At 65.4% G+C, this 22416-nt stretch carries 21 protein-coding genes; 16 read left to right on the top strand and 5 right to left on the bottom strand.

What is annotated here, in order from left to right; translation table 11 throughout:
- The first annotated feature begins 72 nt into the window (after positions 1-72).
- The 6 genes from ACGVWT_RS02840 to ACGVWT_RS02815 all read left to right on the top strand — a co-directional run bounded on the left by ACGVWT_RS02840 (position 73) and on the right by ACGVWT_RS02815 (position 5520).
- Positions 73-1767, top strand: coding sequence for a long-chain fatty acid--CoA ligase (locus tag ACGVWT_RS02840; RefSeq protein ID WP_315461139.1), 1695 nt, complete (start codon positions 73-75; stop codon positions 1765-1767).
- A 32-nt stretch (positions 1768-1799) separates the two neighbouring features.
- A complete protein-coding gene (locus tag ACGVWT_RS02835; RefSeq protein WP_043059007.1) occupies positions 1800-2213 on the top strand; it encodes a MerR family DNA-binding transcriptional regulator in 414 nt (137 codons plus the stop codon).
- A gap of 174 nt (positions 2214-2387) precedes the next feature.
- Positions 2388-2747, top strand: coding sequence for a phosphoribosyl-AMP cyclohydrolase (gene hisI, locus ACGVWT_RS02830; protein WP_315461140.1), 360 nt, complete (start codon positions 2388-2390; stop codon positions 2745-2747).
- A 2-nt stretch (positions 2748-2749) separates the two neighbouring features.
- Entirely contained in the window at positions 2750-3256 is a 507-nt protein-coding gene (locus tag ACGVWT_RS02825) for a hypothetical protein (RefSeq protein ID WP_315461141.1), read from the top strand.
- 31 nt (positions 3257-3287) lie between these two features.
- On the top strand, positions 3288-3713 hold the full coding sequence (locus tag ACGVWT_RS02820) for a MerR family DNA-binding transcriptional regulator (RefSeq protein WP_116461085.1): 426 nt from the start codon (positions 3288-3290) through the stop codon (positions 3711-3713).
- A gap of 4 nt (positions 3714-3717) precedes the next feature.
- A complete protein-coding gene (locus tag ACGVWT_RS02815) occupies positions 3718-5520 on the top strand; it encodes an acyl-CoA dehydrogenase C-terminal domain-containing protein (protein ID WP_315461142.1) in 1803 nt (600 codons plus the stop codon).
- A gap of 155 nt (positions 5521-5675) precedes the next feature.
- Here the strand turns inward: ACGVWT_RS02815 and ACGVWT_RS02810 are convergent, their stop codons facing one another.
- Genes ACGVWT_RS02810 through ACGVWT_RS02800 form a run of 3 tightly spaced genes read right to left on the bottom strand, consistent with a single transcriptional unit; the run spans position 5676 to position 7200 of the window.
- Complete coding sequence (locus ACGVWT_RS02810; protein WP_315461143.1) at positions 5676-5909, bottom strand: hypothetical protein; 234 nt, start codon at positions 5907-5909, stop codon at positions 5676-5678.
- Positions 5906-6175 (bottom strand): DUF1488 family protein, encoded by a 270-nt coding sequence (locus ACGVWT_RS02805; protein ID WP_315461144.1) that lies wholly within the window; start codon positions 6173-6175, stop codon positions 5906-5908. Before ACGVWT_RS02805 ends, ACGVWT_RS02810 begins: the two co-directional genes overlap by 4 nt.
- Positions 6175-7200, bottom strand: a complete 1026-nt coding sequence (locus ACGVWT_RS02800; protein ID WP_315461145.1) for an SDR family oxidoreductase — start codon at positions 7198-7200, stop codon at positions 6175-6177. Before ACGVWT_RS02800 ends, ACGVWT_RS02805 begins: the two co-directional genes overlap by 1 nt.
- 131 nt (positions 7201-7331) lie before the next feature.
- Here ACGVWT_RS02800 and ACGVWT_RS02795 point away from each other — a divergent pair, with 131 nt between their 5' ends.
- From ACGVWT_RS02795 to lpdA, 10 genes are all read left to right on the top strand, one after another.
- Positions 7332-7913 (top strand): ClpP family protease, encoded by a 582-nt coding sequence (locus ACGVWT_RS02795; protein ID WP_017978723.1) that lies wholly within the window; start codon positions 7332-7334, stop codon positions 7911-7913.
- A 75-nt stretch (positions 7914-7988) separates the two neighbouring features.
- Positions 7989-8774 carry a succinate dehydrogenase iron-sulfur subunit gene (locus tag ACGVWT_RS02790; RefSeq protein ID WP_043059011.1) on the top strand — a complete coding sequence of 262 codons (786 nt, stop codon included), beginning with the start codon at positions 7989-7991 and terminating at the stop codon, positions 8772-8774.
- Between the two features lie 5 nt (positions 8775-8779).
- Positions 8780-9250, top strand: coding sequence for a PaaI family thioesterase (locus ACGVWT_RS02785; RefSeq protein ID WP_315461146.1), 471 nt, complete (start codon positions 8780-8782; stop codon positions 9248-9250).
- Between the two features lie 179 nt (positions 9251-9429).
- On the top strand, positions 9430-10542 hold the full coding sequence (gene zapE / locus ACGVWT_RS02780) for a cell division protein ZapE (RefSeq protein ID WP_315461147.1): 1113 nt from the start codon (positions 9430-9432) through the stop codon (positions 10540-10542).
- Positions 10543-10674: 132 nt separating this feature from the next.
- The gene (locus tag ACGVWT_RS02775; RefSeq protein WP_315461148.1) at positions 10675-11724 is read left to right on the top strand and encodes an acyltransferase; all 1050 of its coding nucleotides are present in this window, start codon (positions 10675-10677) and stop codon (positions 11722-11724) included.
- Positions 11725-11844: 120 nt separating this feature from the next.
- Entirely contained in the window at positions 11845-12807 is a 963-nt protein-coding gene (gene mdh / locus ACGVWT_RS02770) for a malate dehydrogenase (RefSeq protein ID WP_315461149.1), read from the top strand.
- Positions 12808-12893: 86 nt separating this feature from the next.
- Positions 12894-13778 carry a succinate--CoA ligase subunit alpha gene (sucD, locus tag ACGVWT_RS02765; RefSeq protein WP_315461150.1) on the top strand — a complete coding sequence of 295 codons (885 nt, stop codon included), beginning with the start codon at positions 12894-12896 and terminating at the stop codon, positions 13776-13778.
- A gap of 153 nt (positions 13779-13931) precedes the next feature.
- A complete protein-coding gene (locus ACGVWT_RS02760; protein ID WP_315461151.1) occupies positions 13932-16904 on the top strand; it encodes a 2-oxoglutarate dehydrogenase E1 component in 2973 nt (990 codons plus the stop codon).
- A gap of 48 nt (positions 16905-16952) precedes the next feature.
- The gene (gene odhB, locus ACGVWT_RS02755; RefSeq protein ID WP_315461152.1) at positions 16953-18221 is read left to right on the top strand and encodes a 2-oxoglutarate dehydrogenase complex dihydrolipoyllysine-residue succinyltransferase; all 1269 of its coding nucleotides are present in this window, start codon (positions 16953-16955) and stop codon (positions 18219-18221) included.
- 110 nt (positions 18222-18331) lie between these two features.
- The gene (lpdA, locus tag ACGVWT_RS02750; RefSeq protein WP_315461153.1) at positions 18332-19723 is read left to right on the top strand and encodes a dihydrolipoyl dehydrogenase; all 1392 of its coding nucleotides are present in this window, start codon (positions 18332-18334) and stop codon (positions 19721-19723) included.
- A 460-nt stretch (positions 19724-20183) separates the two neighbouring features.
- Here lpdA and ACGVWT_RS02745 read toward each other — a convergent pair whose 3' ends face one another.
- Positions 20184-21803 carry a choline dehydrogenase gene (locus tag ACGVWT_RS02745; protein WP_315461154.1) on the bottom strand — a complete coding sequence of 540 codons (1620 nt, stop codon included), beginning with the start codon at positions 21801-21803 and terminating at the stop codon, positions 20184-20186.
- Positions 21770-22405, bottom strand: coding sequence for a TetR/AcrR family transcriptional regulator (locus ACGVWT_RS02740; RefSeq protein ID WP_315461155.1), 636 nt, complete (start codon positions 22403-22405; stop codon positions 21770-21772). The genes ACGVWT_RS02745 and ACGVWT_RS02740 overlap by 34 nt, the downstream gene beginning before the upstream one ends.
- Positions 22406-22416 lie beyond the last annotated feature (11 nt).

Genomic DNA, 22416 nt, shown 5'->3' with positions numbered 1-22416 from the left:
CGATACCTTCCCATTACGTCAAGTGGATCGAGCCGACAATATGCTCGATGATGGGCATGAGAGGATGAGGGAATGAGCGACACCGCCACCGCCGGAACGACGGCGCAGGGTGCAGCGCCGCTGGCGATCAAGCAGGGCGTGCCGCTGCCGAGTCGGCCCCGCCTGCTCGGCGACCTGCTCGACCATACCGTCGCACGCTTTCCCGGTCGCGCGGCGATCGACTTCATGGGGTCTGTCACCAGCTGGGGCGACCTCGGCAATGCGGTCGACCGCGCCACGGCGGGGTTGCAGGCGCTGGGCGTGGTGAAGGGCACGCGCGTCGCGCTCTGTCTGCCGAACACGCCTTATTATCCGATCCTGTTCTTCGCGACGCTGAAGGCGGGTGGCATCGTCGTCAACGTCAACCCGCTGTACGTCGAGCGGGAGCTGGCGCACCTGATCCACGACTCGGGCGCGGAGATCATCGCGACCCCCGACGTCGCCGAAATCCAGGCGCGTGTGCTGAAGGTCGCGGGCGAGGCGGGCATGCGCCACGTCATCACCTGCCCGATTGCCGACGCCCTGCCGACGATCAAGAAATATGCCTATAAGCTGGTGAAGCGTAAGGAGATCGGCCGCGCCCAACGTGATGCGCGCCATCTGTTTTTCGCCGACTTGATGGCGAAGCGCGCCACGCCTGCTCCCGTTGCGGTCGCGCCGGACGAGGTGGCGGTGCTCCAATATACCGGCGGCACGACTGGCGTGCCCAAGGCGGCGATGCTCTCCCACGCAAATATCGTCGCGAACACCGATGCGATGCTCGTCCATGTCGGCGGCGAAACGCCCGATCAGGATCGCGTGCTCGGCGTGTTGCCGCTGTTCCACGTCTTCGCGCTGACTAACGTCCTGACCTTCTCGACGCTGGTCGGCGCGGAGATGATCCTGCTGCCGCGCTTTGAAATGAAGCAGTTGCTCGGCACGCTGAAACGCACGCGGCCGACCTATTTCCCCGCGGTTCCGACGATCTACAACGCGCTCGCCAATCTGGGGGAGGGGCAGCGTCCCGACCTGTCCGCGATCAAGGTCTGCATTTCGGGCGGCGCACCGCTGCCGATCGAGGTGCGCCATGCGTTCGAGACGAACACGGGCGCGAAGCTGGTCGAGGGCTATGGCCTGTCCGAAGCCTCGCCGATCATCACCTGCAACCCGTTCGACGGCGTCAACAAGGAAGGTTCGGCCGGTCTGCCCTTCCCCGGCACGATGATCGAGATCCGCGATCGCGAAGACCCGACGCGGATCATGCCTAAGGGCGAGAAGGGCGAAATCTGCGCGCGTGGGCCGCAGGTCATGAAGGGCTATTGGCACAAGCCTGCCGAAACCGACGCGGCCTTCGCCGATGGTGCGCTGCGGACGGGCGACGTCGGCTATCTCGACGACGACGGCTATCTCTTCATCGTCGACCGAATCAAGGACATGATCCTGTGCGGCGGCTACAACGTCTATCCGCGCGTGATCGAAGAGGCGCTGTACGAGCATCCCGCCGTCGTCGAAGCCGTCGTGATCGGCGTACCCGATGCGCATCGCGGCCAGGCGCCCAAGGCCTTCGTCGTCCTGTCTGAACCGGGCAGCGTGACGGGCGCCGATCTGCGCGACTTCCTGCGCGACAAGATCAGCAAGATCGAGCTTCCCCGCGAGGTGGAAATCCGCGACAGTCTGCCCAAGACGTTGATCGGCAAGCTTTCCAAAAAGGAGCTGGTCGAAGAGGAAATGGCGAAGGCGGCGCGCTAGACGTCGGCTCGCTTCAGGTGAGGGTGCAAGGGGTGAACGAGGACAGAGGCGAATTGCAGGGTATTCAGGAGGTGGCCGACATGCTCGGCATCACGCCGCGAACCCTGCGCTTCTATGAAGACAAGGGGCTGATCGAGCCCTGCCGCATCGGGACGACGCGCGTCTATCGCCGACGCGAGATCGCCCGGATGCAATTGATCCTGCGCGGCAAACGGCTGGGGTTTTCACTGACCGACATCGCCGAATTTCTCGACCTGTACGATGCGGACCCCCAGCATCTCGAACAGATGCGCGCGCTGGCGGAGCGGGTCCGGATGCGGATCGAGGAACTGGAAAAGCAGCGTGACGCGCTCGACCAAACGCTGGGCGAATTGGCCAAGCTCGAAGGTGAGGCGCTCGCCAGGGTGCATGCCCACGAACCGGAAGCGCAACGGGCGGCGGGGTAAGGTATATTTTCTCGTTCCCCGCGTGAGCTCCGCAGGCCGTCTCGCGCTTACGGCTCACGAGGGGCTTCACGGTTGCCTCCGCGTCCCGTTAGACCTCCGGCGAAGCCCAGGGCGACGACGTGGCCGCGGCGACCCGCTCTCGCCAATGCATCGGGCGGACGATAGAAGGAACGCATGTCCGACCCTCGCGAAACCGATCCGATCCTCGATCCCAAATACGACGCCGCCGGCCTCATCACCGCGGTCGTCACGACGCGTGACGGTGCGCTGCTGATGGTGGCGCATATGAACGCCGACGCGCTAGCCGCAACCCAATCGAGCGGCGAGGCCACATTCTGGTCGCGCAGCCGCGGTCGGCTGTGGAAGAAGGGTGAAACCTCCGGCAACGTCCTGCGCGTCGTGGAGATGCGGATCGACTGCGATCAGGATGCGGTCTGGATCATCGCCGATCCGGCAGGGCCTGCGTGTCACACCGGGGCGACGAGTTGCTTCTACCGGCGGATCGACGGCGATCGGCTCATCCGCGTCGCATGAGAATGCTGCCGGCGCTGGCGGCGGTGGCCTTGCTGGCGGGCTGCGGATCGCGACCGGAGGCGTCCGCCGACGCCGCGACGTCCGGTGCGCGATTGGAAGCGGCGGCGATCCGCACGGGCTTGATCGACGATCCGACGCGCGCCGATCTGGTCGGTTCCTGGGCATTGGACACCGATCGCGTCTGCGTGGTGCCGGGCGCGAAAGGGTTGCTGCGGCTGGGAGCGCTCGTCGATTACGGTGAGGGGCAGGGGTGTGCGGCGTCGGGCACCGCGCAACGTAGCGGGGACCGCGTGCGGGTTGCCTTCAGCACCTGCCGTTTCGAGGCGCGGTTCGAGGGCGACCGGATCGTTTTTCCAGCAGAGCTGCCGGCTAGCTGCGACAGTCTGTGCACCGGAAGGGCGTCACTCGCCGCGCTCACGGTCGAGCGCCTCAGTACGTCGACGGCGGAGGCGGAAACGCTGCGGACGCCGGGCGGAAAATTGCTGTGTGCTACCGCGTCACCCAATTGACGTTGACGTAAACGTGATGTAGTCGGAGCGCATGGCTTCGTCTCCCGCTTATGCGATGATCGAACATCGCCACGACCGCGACCATTTCACGATCTCGGATCTGTCCGAGGAGTTCGGCGTCACCGCGCGGGCGCTCCGCTTCTATGAAGATGAAGGCCTGATCGCCCCCGAGCGACGCGGCACGCAGCGCATCTATTCGCATCGCGATCGGGCTCGTCTCGCCTGGATCCTGCGCGGCAAGCGCGTGGGGTTCAGCCTGAGCGAAATTCGCGAGATGATCGACCTGTACGATCTCGGCGACGGGCGCCGCGTGCAGCGGCAGGTATCGATCGATCGCTGCCGCGCGCGCATCGCGCTGCTCGAACGGCAGAAGCAGGACATCGACGCCGCCATCGCCGAACTCACCGAATTCGTGGAGGTCGTTTCGGCCGTCCACAACACCGAACAGCAAGGATAATCGGATGCCCCAGTATACGCCCCCCGTCCGCGACACCCGCTTCCTGCTGGAGCATGTCGTCGGCTTGCAGAACTACAGCAACCTGCCCGGCTTCGATGCCGCCACCCCCGACGTCGTCGAGGCGGTGCTGGAAGAGGGCGGCCGTTTCGTTGCCGAGGTTCTGTTCCCGATCAACCAGTCGGGCGATCAGGAAGGCTGCACCCGCCACGAGGACGGCAGCGTCACGACGCCCAAGGGCTTCAAGGAAGCCTATAAGCAATATGTCGAGAGCGGCTGGGCGACGCTGGGCAACCTGCCCGAACATGGCGGGCAGGGCATGCCGCACGTCGTGTCGATCGCGTTCCAGGAATATATGATCTCGTCGAACATGGCCTTCGCCATGTATCCGGGCCTCACCCACGGCGCGATCGCCGCGCTGATCGCCAAGGGCAGCCCTGAGCAGCAGGCGATGTACGTCCCCAAGATGGTGTCGGGCGAATGGGGCGGCACGATGAACCTCACCGAGCCGCAGTGCGGCACCGACCTGGGCCTGATCCGCACCAAGGCGGAGCCGCAGGCGGACGGATCGTACGCGATCACCGGCACCAAGATCTTCATCTCGGCCGGCGAGCACGACCTGACCGACAACATCATCCACCTCGTCCTGGCCAAGACGCCGGGCGCGCCGGACAGCTCGAAGGGCATTTCGCTGTTCGTGGTGCCGAAGGTGCTGGTGAACGACGACGGTTCGCTGGGCGAGCGCAATGCCGTCACCTGCGGCTCGATCGAGCACAAGATGGGCATCCACGCCAATTCGACCTGCGTGATGAACTATGACGGCGCGAAGGGCTGGCTCGTCGGCGAGGAAATGAAGGGCCTTGCCGCGATGTTCATCATGATGAACGCGGCACGCCTCGGCGTCGGTCTGCAGGGTCTCGCCATCGCCGAAGTCGCCTACCAGAACGCCGTGCAGTACGCCGGCGACCGCCGTCAGGGCCGCGCGCTGACCGGCCCCAAGGAGCCGGGCGAAAAGGCGGACACGCTGTTCGTCCACCCCGACGTGCGCCGCATGCTGATGGAGGCGAAGGCCTGGACCGAAGGCCTGCGCGCGCTGTGCCTGTGGGGCGCGCTCCAGGTCGACCTGGAGCATAACGCCGGCACCGAGGAAGAGCGCGAGATGGCGGGCGACCTGATCGGCCTGCTCACGCCGGTCATCAAGGGCGTCGGCACCGACAAGGGCTATGAGATCGCGACCAACGCGCAGCAGGTGTACGGCGGCCACGGCTACATCCAGGAATGGGGCATGGAGCAGTACGTCCGCGATGCCCGGATCGCGATGATTTACGAAGGCACCAACGGCGTGCAGGCGATGGACCTCGTCGGGCGCAAGCTCGCCACCAAGGGCGGTCGCGCGGTGCAGGCGCTGTTCAAGATCGTGACCGAGGAAACCGCGGCGGCCGAGGGCGTCGAGGCGACCGCCGGCATCGCGGCAGCGCTGAAGAAGGCGTTGGGCGAACTGCAGGCGGCGACGATGTGGTTCATGGCCAATGGCATGAAGAACCCGGAAAACGTCGGCGCGGGCGCAGTGCCCTACATGCACCTGATGGGCATCGTCGCGACCGGCCTGATGTGGCTGCGCATGGCCAAGGCGGCCGCCGAGCAGAGGGCGGCGGGCGAGGGCGATGCGGCCTTCCTCGACGCCAAGCTGGTCACCGCGCGCTTCTTCGCCGAGCGCATCTGCCCAGACGCCGGCGCGCTGCGTCGCAAGATCGAAGGCGGCGCAGAGAGCGTGATGGCGCTGCCGCCCGAAATGTTCCGCGCAGCATAACCGCGTTTTCCTCCCGCGGCGCAGCCGGGGGAGGGGGACCGTTCGGCGCCAGCCGAATGGTGGAGGGGGCGTTTCCGCAGTCACTGAGGGCGCGGTATCGTCCCCTCGGTCAACGCCCCAGTGTTGCCAACTCACTTTCGCGGGGAAGGCTTGATCTACGGCAGGCGGTCCGCCAGTGCGCGGATCGCCTGTCCTTCCAAGGCGGCGACCGTCTCGCCGTCAATCACGACGGCGTGTTCCGGCCGCAACACCGCTTCGTTCTGCAAGCCGTTGTCCAGCGCCAGCCAGGCTCGCACCGCTTGCTCCAGACTGGTCACCTCCGCCAGTTCCGAGCCGCCGCGGTCGACATTCGCCAGCACCGCACTCATTCGCCAGTCGATGCCGCTCATGCGAGATCATTCTCGCTGATCACCACCAGCGCCTGATCGGGATCACGCGCCAGCGCGTCGGCGGCGAGCGTCTGGATCCGCGCGCGGTGGCGCTGGAACAGCGGCAGGGCGTCGAATGTCGCATCGCCGGCCAATGCTTCCAGCACGTCATAGCGCAACGCGAAGGCATAACGCTCGCCGCTCGCCTCGCCGGCAAATTCGACCTGGCGGTCGGCGGTGTTGTCGAACACGCTCACCGTATCGATCGTGACTCGGTCTTCGGCCATCATCCAGTCCTCGCATCGGGGGTAAGCCGCCGACGGCGGCGATAGAGCAGGGCGCCGATCCCGGCCGCGGCCATCGCGGCGGTCGCGGTGATCGCCGGGTGCAGCGCTGCGTTGGTATACGTGCTCGTCTGGCGCGCCGCGGGGTGCTCGCCGGACCGCACCCGGCCGGTATCGGTTGAGGCAAACAGATTGGCGGGAGCGGGCTGCGGCTTGGCCAAATCGACAAAGCTCTTCGCTGCGATCGGCGCGAGACGTTCGAACAGACGGGGAAAATGCGCGGCGAACAGCGCCTGCGCCCGCCCGGCGCCGCCGACGGTAATGTCGCGCCGCGGATGCGTCGCGCAGAACAGGATTGCGCGCGCCACGACCTCCGGTGCGTAGACGGGCGGTGGGATCTGCGCCTCGCCTGCCTCGTGGTTCACCGCATGCTGTGCGATCGGGGTGTCGATCCCCGACGGCTTCACCAGCGTGACCGTGATCGGTACGTCGTCCGCGGACAGTTCGATCCGCAGCGCCTCGACATAGGCTTTGATCGCATGTTTGCTCGCCGCATAGGCGCCCATGATCGGGCTGGGCAGATCGGAAGCGATCGATCCGATCGTGATCAGGGTCCCGCCGCAGTCCCGTAGATAGGGGATCGCCGCCTGACAGCCGTTGACCACGCCGAAGTAATTCGTGTTGAACAGCGCGCGATGTTCGTCGAGGGGCAATCCGGCAAGCTTGCCATAGATCGCGCTGCCCGCCGCATTCACCCAGGTATCGATCCGCCCGAAGCGCTGCTGGGCATGTGCCGCTGCGGCTCGCACCGCGCCGGCATCGGTGACGTCCGCGGCATAGCAATCGGCGGTGCCGCCAGCCGCAGTGATCGTCCGCACGATCTCGCGCAACGACGCGTCATCGCGCGCGACCAACACGACCCGTGCACCCTGTTCCGCCGCCATCCTGGCGGTGGCGAGGCCGATCCCAGAGCTTGCGCCGGTAAGAACGATCACCTGGTTGGCTAAGGGTTTGGGCGTGGCGGCCACGATGGTGTTCTCCTGACGGGGCCTATGAACACCAGCCGATCCCGCGTGGTTCCGTTAACATTATGTCATGATGGGCGTATTCCTCGGCGCCTGCGGGGAACTCCGGCCATGTGCGGCGGGTTCGCGCCGACATGACCGATCAGGACCGCCAGACCGCCGCGAGCAAATATCCCTTGCTCGCTCATCCCCATATCCAGCTGCACGGGACGGTCGACGACATGATGTACGCCCGTTTCAAGACGCAGCTGGCCGAGGCGCCGGTGGACGGGCCGCTCGTCGTGTCACTGACCACACTGGGCGGCGATCCTGAAATGGGGCGCGCCATGGGGGACGATATCCAGCTGCTGCGCGACTATACGGGGCGCGAGACGCTGTTTCTGGGCAAGGTCGCGGTCTATTCGGCGGGCGCCACCTTCATGGCGGCCTTCCCGGTAGAGAAGCGCTTTCTCACCCGCGGCACGCGCCTGATGCTGCACGAACGGTTGATGAGCAGCAGCGTTCAGCTCTCCGGTCCGCTGACCACGCTGCCCGCCGTGCTGAAGGCGAAGCTGCATGAGATCGAAGAGTCGATCAAGATTCAGGAGGAGGGCTTTCGCGAGATCGTGCGCGGATCGTCCGTCTCGTTCGAGGAGCTGTGCGAAAAGGCGCCATCCAACTGGTATATCGAGGCGGAAGAGGCACGAAGCCGTGGCCTGGTGCTCGACATCATCTGACGGTGCCAAAGGGGTTGCGTCCGCGGGCCGACAGGCATAACCGCAATCGCAGCATTTCGAAGGAGCGTCACGGCGATGGCCGAGTTCACCCTGCCCAAGAACAGCAAGGTCAAGGCGAAGGGCAAGGTCCATAAAGCGACCGGTGACGCCAAGCGGATCAAGACGTTCAAGGTCTACCGCTACGACCCCGACACGGGAGAAAACCCGCGCTACGACACGTTCGAGATCAACCTCGATGAGTGTGGCCCGATGGTGCTCGACGCGCTGATCAAGATGAAGGCTGAGCAGGACAGCTCGCTCACCTTCCGTCGCTCGTGCCGCGAAGGCATTTGCGGATCGTGTTCGATGAACATCGATGGCCGCAACGGCCTTGCCTGCACCACGGCGATCGAGGACGTGAAGGGCGAGGTGAAGATCACCCCGCTGCCGTCGATGGACGTGATCAAGGATCTCGTCCCCGATTTCACGCACTTCTACGCGCAGTACAGCTCGATCAAGCCGTGGATGCAGACGGTCAGCCCGCCGCCTTCGGGCAAGGAGCGGCTGCAGTCGCCGGAGGATCGCGCGAAGCTCGACGGCCTGTACGAATGCATCCTGTGCGCCTGCTGCTCGACGTCGTGCCCCAGCTATTGGTGGAACGCCGATAAGTTCCTCGGCCCGGCGATCCTGCTCCAGGCCTATCGCTGGCTGGCCGATAGCCGTGACGAAATGACGGGTGAGCGCCTCGATCAGCTGGAAGATCCCTTCCGCTTGTATCGCTGCCACACGATCATGAATTGCGCGAACACCTGCCCCAAGGGTCTGAACCCGGCCAAGGCGATCGCCGAGGTCAAGAAGATGGAAGCCGAGCGCATCCTGTAAGGATCGTGGACGCGCCGGAACCCCCCGTCTTCTCGTTCGACGACGATCCCGAGCTGCCCGGCTGGAAACGCTGGCAGCTGCGCGACGGGGGGCGGTTCAATTCGACATTCGATCCGCTCCACGTCCGGGTGGAAGATGGTATCGCGCGCGTGCGCACGACGCCGCGCCGAGAGCATTCGAACATGCGCGACCATGTTCATGGCGGCGCGCTGTTGGGGTTCATCGACATTGCGTTGTTTGCTGGCGCGCGTGGATTGGGCGTGTTGCAGGCAGGCGGGGCGGTGACGCTCGATCTGTCGGCGCAGTTCATCGGCGGCAGCGCAATTGGCGAGCCGCTGGAGGCACGGATCGAGCTGCTCCGCGAAACCGGCCGGATGCTGTTCCTGCGCGGGCTGGTCGTGCAGGACGGCTGGCCGACGGTCGCGAGCTTCACCGGCACCCTGCGCAAATCGACCCCGCCGCCGTCGTTGCGGTGATTTGCTATAACGTCGGTACTTCTCTCTTCGTCACCCCGGACTTGTTCCGGGGTCCACTCCGCGGCGAGGGGATTGGCTAGAGGCTCTAGCGCTACGCCCGCGGCCCGGTACATCCTTGAATACGTCCGGCGCGACGGTGGAGCGAATGGCCCGCGCAAAGACCATCACGAAAGCCTGACATGACCCAAGTCCTCGCCGCCTATGACGCGCTGATCGCCGCAGGCGAATTGCGTCCGGATGCAGAGCAACGGGCGGCCGCCGTGCGTCTCGATACGCTGGCCACCGAACTCGAAGCGCCGAAAAAGGCCGGCCTGTTTGCCCGCCTCACCGGTCGCAGCGGCATGGCCCCGCGCGGCGTCTATATGTTCGGCGATGTTGGACGCGGCAAATCGATGCTGATGGACCTGTTCTTCGCGAACGTGGCAGTCGAGCGAAAGCGACGGGTCCACTTCTCTGAATTCATGCTCGAGGTCCACGGGCGCATCGCGATCGAGCGGCGCAAGGAAACCGGCGATCCGATCGCCCCCGTCGCCGCGGCGCTCGCCGAGGAAACGCGGCTGCTCGCCTTCGACGAGATGATGGTCACCAACTCGCCCGATGCGATGATCCTCAGTCGTCTGTTTACCGCGCTGATCGAGGCGGGCGTGACGATGGTCACGACCTCCAACCGTGCGCCCGGCGATCTCTACAAGAACGGTCTCAATCGCGAACACTTCCTGCCCTTCATCGCGCTGATCGAAGGGCGGCTGGACGTCGTGACGCTGAACGGTCCGATCGACTATCGCCGCGATCGGCTTGGCCAGCAGAATACCTGGCTGGTGCCGAACGGGCCGGAGGCGACCGCGAACCTCTCCGCCGCCTTTTTCCGCCTTACCGACCATGAGGTGACCGAGCCGATCCCCTCGGAAGATCTGGCAGTGCAGGGGCGTACGCTTCACGTGCCCAAGACGCTGAAGGGTGTCGCCGTCTTCTCTTTCAAGAAGCTGTGCGGCGAGGCGCGGGGCGCAGCCGACTATCTCGCCATCGCCCGCCGCTATCACACGGTGATCCTCGTCGGCATTCCGCGGCTGGGCCCCGAAAATCGCAACGAGGCGGCGCGCTTCGTCCAGTTGATCGACGCGCTGTACGAACATAAAGTGAAGCTACTCGCCGCCGCAGACGCCGAACCGGATGCGCTCTACCCCGAAGGCGATGGGCGTTTCGAATTCCAACGCACCGTCAGCCGCCTCGAAGAAATGCGATCCGAGACCTATCTAGCGCAGGGGCATGGCAGCGCGGGAGATCCGGCGTAACGACCCCTCCATTGCGAAGTGCGCCACTTGCGCCGCGCTGGTAACTATGGACGCTGAACAGACAAGACGGGCGGGTCGAGATGTTAACGACCTCCCGTTACGCGTGTCGCAATGGCCCGGCCCCGCGACCGCATGCTCGACGTTATCCGCGGCGCGGCGATCCTTTTGGTGCTGGTCTTCCACCTGCGCGTCGCGACCGGTGTCGAGGCGATTGACCTTCTGATCCGACCGGTCATCGACGTCGGTTGGGTCGGCGTCGACCTGTTCTTCGTCTTGAGCGGGCTGCTGATCGGCGGGATCGTGCTGGATCAGATCGATTCCCCCGGAGGCTTTTCGCGCACGCGCTTTTTCGGGCGGCGCGCGCTGCGATTGTGGCCCGTGCTTTACCTCTACCTTGGCACCATGCTCGTAATCGGCGGGGCGGAGGCGTGGGGGATGGTGCTGCCGGTCACGCTCCACGTTCAAAATTACGCAGTGGATATTCCCAGCCACCTTTGGTCGCTTGCGGTCGAGGAGCACTTCTATCTGCTTCTCGCTTTTGGCCTACCTTGGGTATGGCGGCGGGGAGGTCCCCAGCTTTTGGGGGCGGCGCTGATCGTGCCGATAGTCGGATGCCTGCTGCTGCGGCTGGCGGCGCTCGATCGGGGCGTATTGCCGGTCGAGGTGCAATGGCAAACGCCGTATCGGATCGATGCCCTGGCGGCAGGCGTGCTGCTCGCTTTGACGGAACGGTACCGGCCCACGGTTTTTCTGGCTCTTCAAGCGAAGCGGGGGCTGTGTCTTGCGGGGGCTGCGATTGGATTTGCGTGGCTGGCGACACATACCGATTTGCGGCTGCGTTACGGGCTCGGCTTGACGGTCGCTTGGATCGCAGCCGCGCTCGTCATCGTCGCGCTGCGGGGCCATCGGATTTCACACGGGGCCGCGCCCGCACGACTGCTCATGTGGCTCGGCGCCATCTCCTACCCGGCCTATGTTTGGCACGTCAGCCTGGGACGACTTGCGGACGCCATCGCAGAACCGCTGATCGACGTGCCGCTCGCGCTGACCGCATGGCGATATACGATGGTGCTTGGCGGGGCGGCGGCGATCACGGCTTGCGTGGAGCGACCGTTCATGCGGCTGCGCTGGCCGGAGGCGCGCCGCGATCTTACTCAGGAAATCTCGCCAGCGACGCCTTAATGCTATTGCGAACGGTTATCGTCAATTATCTTAACAATCGGCCGTTATGCGGTTGTGCCCTCGCCCCAATGGGCCTATGCGGCATGACCAATTCATGCCCTCATCACGGAGAAGGATTGGATGGCTCGCAAGAAGATCGCGCTGATCGGCGCCGGTAACATCGGTGGCACGCTCGCGCACCTCGCCGCCCTGAAGGGGCTGGGCGACATCGTCCTGTTCGACGTTGTTGAGGGTGTTCCCCAGGGCAAGGCGCTCGACCTGTCGCAGTGCGGCCCGGTCGAAGGCTTCGACGCGAATATCAAGGGTTCCAACGACTACGCCGATATCGCGGGCGCCGATGTGATTATCGTCACCGCCGGTGTCGCGCGCAAGCCCGGCATGAGCCGTGACGATCTGCTCGGCATCAACCTGAAGGTGATGAAGGCGGTCGGCGAGGGTATCGCCGCCAACGCGCCTGACGCCTTCGTGATCTGCATCACCAACCCGCTCGACGCGATGGTCTGGGCGCTGCGCGAGTTCTCGGGTCTGCCTGCGAACAAGGTCGTCGGCATGGCGGGCGTTCTCGACTCGGCGCGCTTCAGCCACTTCCTCGCCGAAGAGTTCGGCGTGTCGGTGAAGGACGTGAACACTTTCGTGCTCGGCGGCCACGGCGACACGATGGTCCCGGTCCTGGAATATTCGACCGTCAGCGGCATTCCGGTCAGCGACCTGATCGAAATGGGCTTCTCGACCAAGGAAAAGGTCGACGAGATTATCAAGCGCACCCGCGGCGGCGGCGGCGAGATCGTCGCGCTGCTCAAGACCGGCTCGGCCTATTACGCGCCCGCCACCAGCGGCATCGCGATGGCCGAGGCGTATCTCTACGACCAGAAGCGCATCTTGCCTGCCGCGGCGCACCTGTCGGGTGAATATGGCATCGACAACCTCTATGTCGGCGTCCCCGTCGTGATCGGCGCCGGTGGCGTCGAGAAGGTCGTCGAGGTCAAGCTGTCGGACGAGGCGAAGGCCAACCTCCAGGTCTCGGTCGACGCGGTCAAGGAACTGCTCGTCGCCTGCAAGGGCATCGACAGCAGCCTGAACTAAACGCTTCCGGCGCGGGCGACGTGATGTTGCCCGCGCGTTTTCTACCCCTTGCCTGCGGCGGGGGTGTTTCCATGTCTGGAGCCTTCATGAGCATCCTCGTCAACAAGAACACCAAGGTCATCACGCAGGGTATGACCGGTGAGACCGGCAGCTTCCACACCAAGGCGGCGCTGGATTACGGCACGCAGATGGTCGGCGGCGTGACGCCGGGCAAGGGCGGTAGCGAGCACCTGGGCCTGCCGGTGTTCAACACCGTCGCTGAAGCCAAGTCGAAGACCGGTGCAGACGCATCGGTCATCTACGTCCCGCCGCCCTTCGCCGCGGATTCGATCCTGGAAGCGATCGACGCGGAGATCCCGTTGATCGTCGCTATCACCGAGGGCATTCCGGTCCTCGACATGGTCAAGGTGAAGCGCGCCCTGTCGGGTTCCAAGTCGCGCCTGATCGGTCCGAACTGTCCGGGCGTGCTGACGCCGGGCGAGTGCAAGATCGGCATTATGCCGGGTTCGATCTTCAAGAAGGGTTCGGTCGGCGTCGTGTCGCGCTCGGGCACGCTGACCTATGAGGCGGTGTTCCAGACCTCGAACGCGGGCCTCGGTCAGACGACCGCGGTCGGCATCGGTGGCGACCCCGTCAACGGCACGAACTTCATCGACGTGTTGGAGCTGTTCCTGGCAGACGACGAGACCCAGTCGATCATCATGATCGGCGAGATCGGCGGCGACGCGGAAGAGCAGGCGGCGCAGTTCCTGATCGACGAAGCGAAGCGCGGCCGTAGCAAGCCGATGGCGGGCTTCATCGCGGGTCGCACGGCGCCTCCGGGCCGCCGCATGGGCCATGCCGGCGCGATCGTGTCGGGCGGCAAGGGCGATGCCGAGAGCAAGATCGCAGCGATGGAAGCGGCCGGCATCAAGGTCGCAGCTTCGCCGAGCGAGTTGGGGTCGACCCTGCTGCAAGTGCTGAACGGCTAAGGCGTATCTCCCTCTCCCATCGGGGGAGGGAGGGAGCCGTCCGCAGGACGGCGGAAGGGTGAGGGCATTGCGCCCACTCACCCTCATCCTCCCACCCGCTACGCGGGCGGGCCCCTCCTTCTCCCGGTGGGAGAAGGGCATAGGAAGAAGACCATGGGCTACGAAGGTCAGGATTTCGGCGATATCGCGGCGGGCGTCAGCCCGGCGTTCATCGAAGCGCTCTATGCCAAGTATCAGGCCGACCAATCGTCGGTCGATCTGGGCTGGCGCAGCTTCTTCGAGGGCCTCGAGGCCGGAACCGGCGGTCCCAGCTGGACCAACAAGCGCTGGCCCCTGACCACGACCGACGACCTGACCGCGGGTCTGGACCCGACGCAGATGGAGCCGGCCCCCAAGCCCGCGAAGGGCGGCAAGCCCGCGCCGGCCGCTGGCGTTGCCCCGTCGAAGGAAGACATCATCAAGGCGGCGGGCGATGCGATCCGCGCGCAGCTGCTGATCCGCACCTATCGGGTTCGCGGCCATCTTGCCGCCAATCTCGATCCGCTCGGTCTGTCGCACCGCGACATGCCGGAGGATCTGCGCACCGAATATCACGGCTTTACCGACGCCGACATCGATCGTCCGGTCTACCTCGGCGGAACGCTTGGTTTCGAATGGGCGACCGTACGCGAGCTGGTCGATACGCTGCGCCGCAATTACTGCGGCAACGTCGGCCTAGAATATATGCACATCGTCGATGTCGAGGAGCGCCGCTTCCTGCAGGACCGCATGGAGGGCAAGGACAAGGCGATCGAGTTCAGCGTCGACGGCAAGCGCGCGATCCTGAGCAAGGTCATCGAGGCCGAGCAGTGGGAAAAGTTCCTCGGCAAGAAGTATGTCGGGACGAAGCGCTTCGGTCTCGATGGTGGCGAGAGCATGATCCCGGCGCTGGAAAGCGTCATCAAGTATGGCGGTCAGGCCGGCGTGCGCGAGATCGTGTACGGCATGGCGCACCGCGGCCGGCTGAACGTGCTCGCCAACGTCATGGCGAAGCCGCTGCGCGTGATCTTCCACGAATTCGCTGGCGGTTCGGCACAGCCCGACGAAATCGGCGGTTCGGGTGACGTGAAGTACCACCTCGGCACCTCGACCGACCGCGAGTTCGACGGGCACAAGGTGCATATGTCGCTGGTCGCCAACCCGTCGCACCTTGAGGCGGCGGACCCGGTCGTGCTCGGCAAGACGCGCGCGATCCAGACGATCGCGAACGACCTTAAGGAACACAGCGCTTCGCTGCCCGTGCTGATCCACGGCGACGCGGCCTTCGCAGGCCAGGGCATCGTGTGGGAATGCCTCGGCTTCTCCGGTATCCGTGGCTACAACACGGGCGGCTGCGTCCATTTCATCATCAACAACCAGGTGGGCTTCACCACCTCGCCGCAGTTCGCGCGCTCGTCGCCCTATCCGTCGGACGTGGCCAAGGGAGTTCAGGCGCCGGTCTTCCACGTCAATGGCGACGATCCCGAAGCGGTGACCTTCGCCACCAAAATGGCGATCGAGTTCCGTCAGAAGTTCCACCGCGACATCGTGATCGACATGTGGTGTTATCGCCGCTTCGGCCACAATGAAGGCGACGAGCCGGGCTTCACCCAGCCGCTGATGTACAACAAGATTCGCTCACACCCCGGTGTCAGCGAAATCTATGGCAAGCGGCTGATCCAGGAAGGTGTGATCGACCAGGCGTGGATGGACGAGAAGGTCCATCAGTTTACGACGCTGCTGGAAGGCGAGTTTGAGGCGGGCGCGAGCTATAAGCCGAACAAGGCGGACTGGTTCGCCGGTCGCTGGACCGGCCTGTCGGCGCCGACCGATGGCGGTACCGAGCGTCGCAACGTAGAGACGGGCATCGAACTGAAGCTGTTCGACGCGCTCGGCCGCACGCTGACGACCGTTCCCGAGGGCATCCAAATCCACAAGACGTTGGGCCGCGTGCTCGACGCCAAGCGTCAGATGTTCAAGACCGGCGAGAATTTCGACTGGGCGACGGGCGAAGCGCTTGCGTTCGGATCGCTGCTGTCGGAAGGCTATGGCGTCCGCCTGTCGGGTCAGGACTCGGGTCGCGGCACGTTCAGCCAGCGTCACGCCGTGTGGGTCGATCAGACCGACGAGCACAAGTATGTTCCGCTGACGACGGTCGAGCATGGCCGGTTCGAGGTGCTGGACAGCCCGCTTTCTGAATATGGCGTGCTCGGCTTCGAATACGGCTATGCGCTGGCGGACCCCAAGACGTTGGTGATGTGGGAGGCGCAGTTCGGCGATTTCGTCAACGGTGCACAGATCATGATCGACCAGTTCATCGCCAGCGGCGAGGCCAAGTGGCTGCGCGCCAACGGCTTGGTGATGCTGCTGCCGCACGGGTATGAAGGGCAGGGGCCCGAGCATAGCTCGGCGCGTCCCGAGCGCTTTCTGCAGCTGTGCGCGCAGGACAATATCCAGGTCGCGAACTGCACCACGCCGGCGAATTACTTCCACCTGCTGCGCCGGCAGATGCATCGCAACTTCCGCAAGCCGCTGATCGTGATGACGCCCAAGTCGCTGCTCCGCCACAAGCTGGCGGTGTCAACCGCGGCTGAGTTTCAGGGTGACAGTCACTTCAAGCGCATCCTGTCCGACACCAACGGCGCGGCGGATGCCGAGACGACGCGGCTGGTGCTGTGCACGGGCAAGGTCGCTTATGACCTGATCGAAGCCCGCAATGCGGCGGGCGATACCGGCACGCAGATCGTGCGCATCGAGCAGCTTTACCCGTTCCCGGGTGATGCGCTCGCCCGCCGGATCGCGCGCATGCCGAACCTAAAGGACGTGGTCTGGGCGCAGGAAGAGCCGAAGAATAACGGTTACTGGTTCTTCGTCGAGCCGCTGATCGAGGAATCGCTCGCGCAGGCGCAGTGTGCGGTGAAGCGCGCCCGCTACGCCGGTCGCGCTGCGGCGGCTTCGCCGGCAACGGGTCTGATGAAGCGGCACACCGCCGAGCAAGGCGCGCTGGTGGCCGATGCGCTCGGTCATAACGTTCGCGAGGAAATCCGCCGGACCCGCAGCGAGGGCTCCACCACCACCGCCCGGCCGACCCAGTCCCCGAGCAGCTAACCACTTTCCCCGTTGAAGACCCCCTCCCCGGGGAGAAGGATGCAAGAGATGGCAACCGAAGTCACTGTTCCCGTTCTGGGCGAATCGATCACCGAAGCCACCGTCGGCGAATGGCTGAAGCAGCCCGGCGACCCCGTGAAGGCCGATGAGCCGATCGCGAGCCTTGAGACCGATAAGGTGTCGGTGGAAGTGCCGTCGCCGGTCGCGGGCGTGATGGGTCAGCACGCGGTGCAGGTCGGCGATACCGTGCAGGTCGGCGCGATGCTCGCGACGATCGAAGCCGGCGGTGGTGCGGCCGCAGCGACTGCCGCTGCGCCGGCTCCGGCAGTGACGCCAGCGGCGCCTGCTCCGGCTGCGGCTCCTGCTCCTGCTCCTGCTCCTGCTCCTGCTCCTGCTCCTGCTCCTGCTCCTGAGGCATCGAGCGACTCGCCGGCGGCACTGTCGCCATCAGTCCGTCGTGCCGTGCTGGAATACGGCCTCGACCCCGCGTCGATCACCGGCACCGGCAAGGACGGCCGCATCACCAAGGAAGACGTGGCCGCGGCCGCCGCTGCGAAGCCGGCCGCGACCGCCCCGGCACCCGCTTCTGCTGCTCCGGCTGCCGCCCCGGCGGGGGCGCGCAAGGAAGAGCGCGTCAAGATGACGCGCCTGCGTCAGACGATCGCCAAGCGCCTGAAGGAAGCGCAGAACACCGCCGCAATGCTGACGACGTTCAACGACGTCGACATGACCGCGGTGATCGAAGCGCGCGCCAAGTATAAGGACCTGTTCGAGAAGAAGCACGGCGTCCGCCTGGGCTTCATGGGCTTCTTTGTGAAGGCCGCGACGATGGCGCTGAAAGACATTCCGTCGGTCAACGCGTCGATCGAGGGTGACGAGATCGTCTATCACGATTATGCCGACATCTCGGTCGCCGTCTCGGCGCCGAACGGCCTGGTCGTTCCGGTCATCCGCGATGCGCAGGACCTGACGGTCGCGGGCATCGAGAAGACGATCGGCGACTTCGGCAAGCGCGCCAAGGACGGCACGCTGAAGATGGACGAGATGAAGGGCGGCACCTTCACCATCTCGAACGGCGGCGTGTTCGGCTCGCTGATGTCGACCCCGATCATCAACCCGCCGCAGTCGGCGGTGCTGGGCCTCCACCGTATCGAGGAGCGTCCGGTCGTGGTGAACGGCCAGGTCGTGGTGCGCCCGATGATGTATCTGGCGCTCAGCTATGATCACCGTCTGATCGACGGTCGCGAGGCAGTGACCTTCCTCGTCGCGCTGAAGAATGCGATCGAGGATCCGACGCGTATCCTGATCGACCTGTAAGTATCTATATAGACACGTCACCCCGGCGCAGGCCGGGGTCTTTCGCGGGGAGCATCGCTTCCTGCCGCACGAGATGCCAGCGTCCGCTGGCATGACGGTTGGAGGAAATGATGGCAGACTACGACTATGACGTCCTCGTGATCGGTGCGGGCCCCGGTGGCTATGTCGCGGCGATCCGCGCGGCGCAGCTGGGGCTGAAGACCGCATGCGCCGAGGCGCGCGAGACGCTGGGCGGAACCTGCCTCAACGTCGGCTGCATTCCGTCGAAGGCGATGCTGCACGCGTCGGAATATTTCGATGCGGCAGCAAATGGTGCGATGGCCAAGATGGGCATCAAGGTAACGCCGGAGCTGGACCTCGACGCGATGCACGGCCAGCGCCGCGATGCGGTGAAGCAGCTGACGGGCGGCATCGAATATCTGTTCAAGAAGAACAAGGTCACGTGGCTTAAGGGCCATGCGCGCTTCACCGGCAAAGACAGCGTCGAAGTCGCCGGCCAGACGGTGCGCGCCAAGAACATCGTGATCGCGACCGGCTCGTCGGTGACGCCTCTGCCGGGCGTGACGGTCGACCAGAAGGTCGTCGTCGACAGTACCGGCGCGCTGGAACTGCCGAAGGTGCCTGAGCACATGGTCGTCATCGGCGGCGGCGTGATCGGGCTTGAGCTGGGCAGCGTGTGGCGCCGTCTGGGTGCGAAGGTGACGGTGGTCGAGTATCTCGACCAGATCCTGCCGGGCTTCGATGGCGACGTGCGCAAGGAAGCGCAGAAGATCTTCAAGAAGCAGGGCATGGAGTTCAAGCTGTCGACCAAGGTGACGGGCGTCACCGTGTCGGGCGAGAGCGCGACCCTGACCGTCGAGCCCGCCGCCGGTGGCGCAGCCGAGACGATCACCGCCGACGCGGTGCTGCTCGCGATCGGTCGTAAGCCGAACACCGACGGCCTGAACCTCGAAGCCGCAGGCCTGTCGGTCAACAGTCGCGGACAGGTGGAGATCGATCACGACTTCGCGACCAGCGTGCCCGGCATCTGGGCGATCGGCGACGTCGCGCCGGGCCTGATGCTCGCGCACAAAGCTGAGGACGAGGGCATTGCGGTTGCGGAGAACATCGCCGGCCTGACCGGCATCGTGAACCATGACGTGATCCCGAGCGTCGTCTACACGATGCCCGAATTCGCCGGTGTGGGCCTGACCGAGGAGGCTGCGAAGGCGAAGGGCGAAATCAAGGTCGGCAAGTTCCCGATGATGGCGAACAGCCGCGCCAAAACCAACCACGAGCCGGACGGCTTCGTGAAGATCATCGCCGACGCCAAGACCGACCGTGTCGTCGGCGTCTGGGCGATTGCCAGCGTCGCCGGTACGATGATCGCGCAAGCGGCGCAGGCGATGGAATTCGGCGCCACCAGCGAGGACATCGCCTATACCTGCCACGCCCACCCCACGCATTCCGAGGCGATCAAGGAAGCGGCGATGGCGGTGACGGGCAAGCCGATCCATATCTGATGTCGGACGGCGGGGGAGCAGAGCGTTCCCGCGCCGATCTGGAGGCCGAATGGCTGGAGCTGACGCGCGGGATCCTACCGGGTCTCGCGCGTTCGCGTGTCTGGCCGGTGCGGGCGGATCACTGCTTCCAGCGGATTTTGCTCGACGCGGTGGTAGGCGGGGTATGGTATGATGCGGTCGCAGGACGGCCGGCGTATCGGTATATCGATGGTGGTCTGCTGGCGCGGGCGGTGGCGCTGGGGCACGACGTCGCGGAGGGGCGGGTCGATTTGGGGGAGCTCAACCGCCGATCGCTGGCATGGCGGCGGGTACGGAAGGACAGCTCCCCACGCTCCGTCACTCCGGACTTGTTCCGGAGTCCACCGGGTCGCGGGGGCCGCGTTTGAGCCTCTTGCCACCCCGTCGCCGCGGTGTGGATCCCTAGAATACGTCCGGGTGACGTGGTGTGTGGGGCGGTCGCTCAGGCCGCCAGCCGTTTGGCGCCCCCGCCCCGGATCATATCTGCCGCTTTTTCAGCGATCATGATCGTCGGCGCATTGGTGTTGCCGCTGACAAGGTTCGGCATCACCGACGCATCCACCACGCGCAGGCCTGCGATCCCGCGCACCCGCAGCTGAGCATCGACTACCGCCGAGGCGTCGCCATCTGCGCCCATCTTGCAGGTGCCGATCGGGTGATAGATCGTCTCCGCCGTCTGGCGGACCCAGGCGTCGATCGCGGCATCGCCTCGCACCTCCGGCCCAGGCGCCAGTTCCGCGTCGCGGTAGGGATCGAGCGCCGCTTGCGCTGCCACGTCGCGGCCGATCGTCACGGCCTCGCGTAGGACGCGGCGGTCTTCGGGCGTGCTAAGATAGTTCGCCTCGATCAGCGGATCGTCCAACGGGTCGTCCGACACCAAACCGATGCGCCCACGGCTTTCTGGACGGAGCTGGCAGAGGTGGAGTGAGAAGCCGTCTTCGGTCGCCTTCACCTTGCCGTGGTCGCGCATGATTGCCAGGACGGCGTGGATCTGGATGTCCGGGTGGTCGAGGCCCTCGCGCGACGGGATGAAAGCACCGGCCTCGAGAAAGTTCTGACGCCCCACGCCCTTGCCGGTCAGCGCATAGCGGAGGCCTACGCCGAGCTGGCGTAGGCCCTTCACTTCGCTGAACACCGTGCGCAGTCCGCGGCTCCGCCAGTTCATGATGACGTCGAGATGATCCTGCAGGTTGCGCCCGACACCTGGCAATTCATGCACGGTCTTGATGCCAACGCCGCGCAGATGCGTGGGATCGCCGATGCCCGATAGCTGAAGCAGTTGCGGAGACTGAACCGCGCCCGCGCACAGCAGGATTTCGCCGGAGGCCGTCGCCCGGCGACGCTCACGACCGACCAGATAGTCGACCGCCACCGCCCGGCGGCCCTGCACGTCGATACGCGTAGTGCGGGCATCCGTCGCGATCGTAAGGTTCGGCCGGGCCAGGGCGGGGAACAGATACGCCTCCGCTGCGGTCCAGCGCCGGCCATTGGCGATGGTCAGGTCATAGGGACCGAAGCCCTCGGGATGCGCGCCGTTGAAGTCGTCGGTGATCGGATAGCCGGCCTGTCGCCCCGCCGCGATGAAGGCGGCGTTGAAGGGACTGTCGCTTTCGCCTGCCGAGACGCGCAGCGGACCCTCGGTCCCGTGCAGCGGCCCGCTGCGATGGTGCCCCTCCAGCTTGCGGAAATATGGGAGGACATCGTCCCAGCCCCAACCGGCGAGGCCGGATTGCGCCCAGCGATCGTAATCGCGCGGATGGCCCCGCGAATAGATCATGCCGTTGATCGCCGAACTGCCGCCTAGTCCCTTGCCACGCGGCCACCACAGGCGGCGGTTGTCGAGATGCGGTTCCGGCGCGGTCCAGAAGCCCCAATTGTGCTTGCTCTTGGCCTTGATCAATTCGCCGACCCCGGCCGGCATGCGGACGAGCAGGTCGCGGTTGTGGCCACCGGCTTCTAGTAGCAAAACGCGGACCGCGGGGTCTTCGGACAAGCGCGCCGCCATGACACAGCCGGCCGAGCCGCCACCTATGACGATATAGTCGAAGCCTTCGTCTGCCATGCTCTCTCCTCCTGCGCGGCCGTTGCGACCGTCGCATCCGTGGGTGTGCAGAGGAGCGCGATCAGCTCCTCCATCAGTGCGGGCCGATCCAGATCGGGCGCGTGGACCTTGCCGAGACCTAGCGTCATCAAGGCATAGCCACGTACGCGTGCCTGATGCGGCGTCAGGCCATTCGCCTCGAGGCAGTGCGACAAGAAGGCGAGGACCTGCGCGTCGTTGCGTTCGACCGCAGCCTGCGCACGGGGATCACTCTCCGCCCAAGCGCGCATCGCGATCGACAGGCGGAACAGCCCACGGCGGCGGACGATCTCGGCGAGCAGGCGGATGCGATCGACGGGGTTCCGTTCCGCCTTCATGATCGTGTCGAGAATGCTGGCGAGATGCTCCCCGGCAAAATAGTCTGCGAGCCGGCCCTGATAGGCGTCGAAGTCGGTGAAATGGTGATAGAAGCTGCCAGTCGAAACGTTCAGTTCCGCGGCGAGCGGGCGCAGCTTCAGCGCCCGCAGCCCGCCCCGGCGGAGCAGCGACTGCCCCGCCTCCAGCCAATCGCGTGGGGTAAGGTCGGTCGCGCGGAGCGTCCGGTCAGGGGCGGCGGTAGCCATAACCAATGTTA

It is taken from the genome of Sphingomonas sp. S6, from assembly GCF_043498045.1.
In the GTDB taxonomy this organism is placed as follows: domain Bacteria; phylum Pseudomonadota; class Alphaproteobacteria; order Sphingomonadales; family Sphingomonadaceae; genus Sphingomonas.
Note: the sequence above shows the minus strand (reverse complement) of the source record. Positions and strands in the feature narration are given on the sequence as shown.

Excerpts from the sequence above, each read along its gene's own strand:
- ACGVWT_RS02840 (WP_315461139.1), top strand. The coding sequence starts at position 73 with ATGAGCGACACCGCCACCGCCGGAACGACGGCGCAGGGTGCAGCGCCG.
- hisI (WP_315461140.1), top strand. The coding sequence starts at position 2,388 with ATGTCCGACCCTCGCGAAACCGATCCGATCCTCGATCCCAAATACGAC.
- ACGVWT_RS02825 (WP_315461141.1), top strand. The coding sequence starts at position 2,750 with ATGCTGCCGGCGCTGGCGGCGGTGGCCTTGCTGGCGGGCTGCGGATCG.
- ACGVWT_RS02820 (WP_116461085.1), top strand. The coding sequence starts at position 3,288 with ATGGCTTCGTCTCCCGCTTATGCGATGATCGAACATCGCCACGACCGC.
- ACGVWT_RS02815 (WP_315461142.1), top strand. The coding sequence starts at position 3,718 with ATGCCCCAGTATACGCCCCCCGTCCGCGACACCCGCTTCCTGCTGGAG.
- ACGVWT_RS02810 (WP_315461143.1), bottom strand. The coding sequence starts at position 5,909 with ATGAGCGGCATCGACTGGCGAATGAGTGCGGTGCTGGCGAATGTCGAC.
- ACGVWT_RS02805 (WP_315461144.1), bottom strand. The coding sequence starts at position 6,175 with ATGGCCGAAGACCGAGTCACGATCGATACGGTGAGCGTGTTCGACAAC.
- ACGVWT_RS02795 (WP_017978723.1), top strand. The coding sequence starts at position 7,332 with ATGACCGATCAGGACCGCCAGACCGCCGCGAGCAAATATCCCTTGCTC.
- ACGVWT_RS02790 (WP_043059011.1), top strand. The coding sequence starts at position 7,989 with ATGGCCGAGTTCACCCTGCCCAAGAACAGCAAGGTCAAGGCGAAGGGC.
- zapE (WP_315461147.1), top strand. The coding sequence starts at position 9,430 with ATGACCCAAGTCCTCGCCGCCTATGACGCGCTGATCGCCGCAGGCGAA.
- ACGVWT_RS02775 (WP_315461148.1), top strand. The coding sequence starts at position 10,675 with ATGCTCGACGTTATCCGCGGCGCGGCGATCCTTTTGGTGCTGGTCTTC.
- mdh (WP_315461149.1), top strand. The coding sequence starts at position 11,845 with ATGGCTCGCAAGAAGATCGCGCTGATCGGCGCCGGTAACATCGGTGGC.
- sucD (WP_315461150.1), top strand. The coding sequence starts at position 12,894 with ATGAGCATCCTCGTCAACAAGAACACCAAGGTCATCACGCAGGGTATG.
- ACGVWT_RS02760 (WP_315461151.1), top strand. The coding sequence starts at position 13,932 with ATGGGCTACGAAGGTCAGGATTTCGGCGATATCGCGGCGGGCGTCAGC.
- odhB (WP_315461152.1), top strand. The coding sequence starts at position 16,953 with ATGGCAACCGAAGTCACTGTTCCCGTTCTGGGCGAATCGATCACCGAA.
- lpdA (WP_315461153.1), top strand. The coding sequence starts at position 18,332 with ATGGCAGACTACGACTATGACGTCCTCGTGATCGGTGCGGGCCCCGGT.
- ACGVWT_RS02745 (WP_315461154.1), bottom strand. The coding sequence starts at position 21,803 with ATGGCAGACGAAGGCTTCGACTATATCGTCATAGGTGGCGGCTCGGCC.
- ACGVWT_RS02740 (WP_315461155.1), bottom strand. The coding sequence starts at position 22,405 with ATGGCTACCGCCGCCCCTGACCGGACGCTCCGCGCGACCGACCTTACC.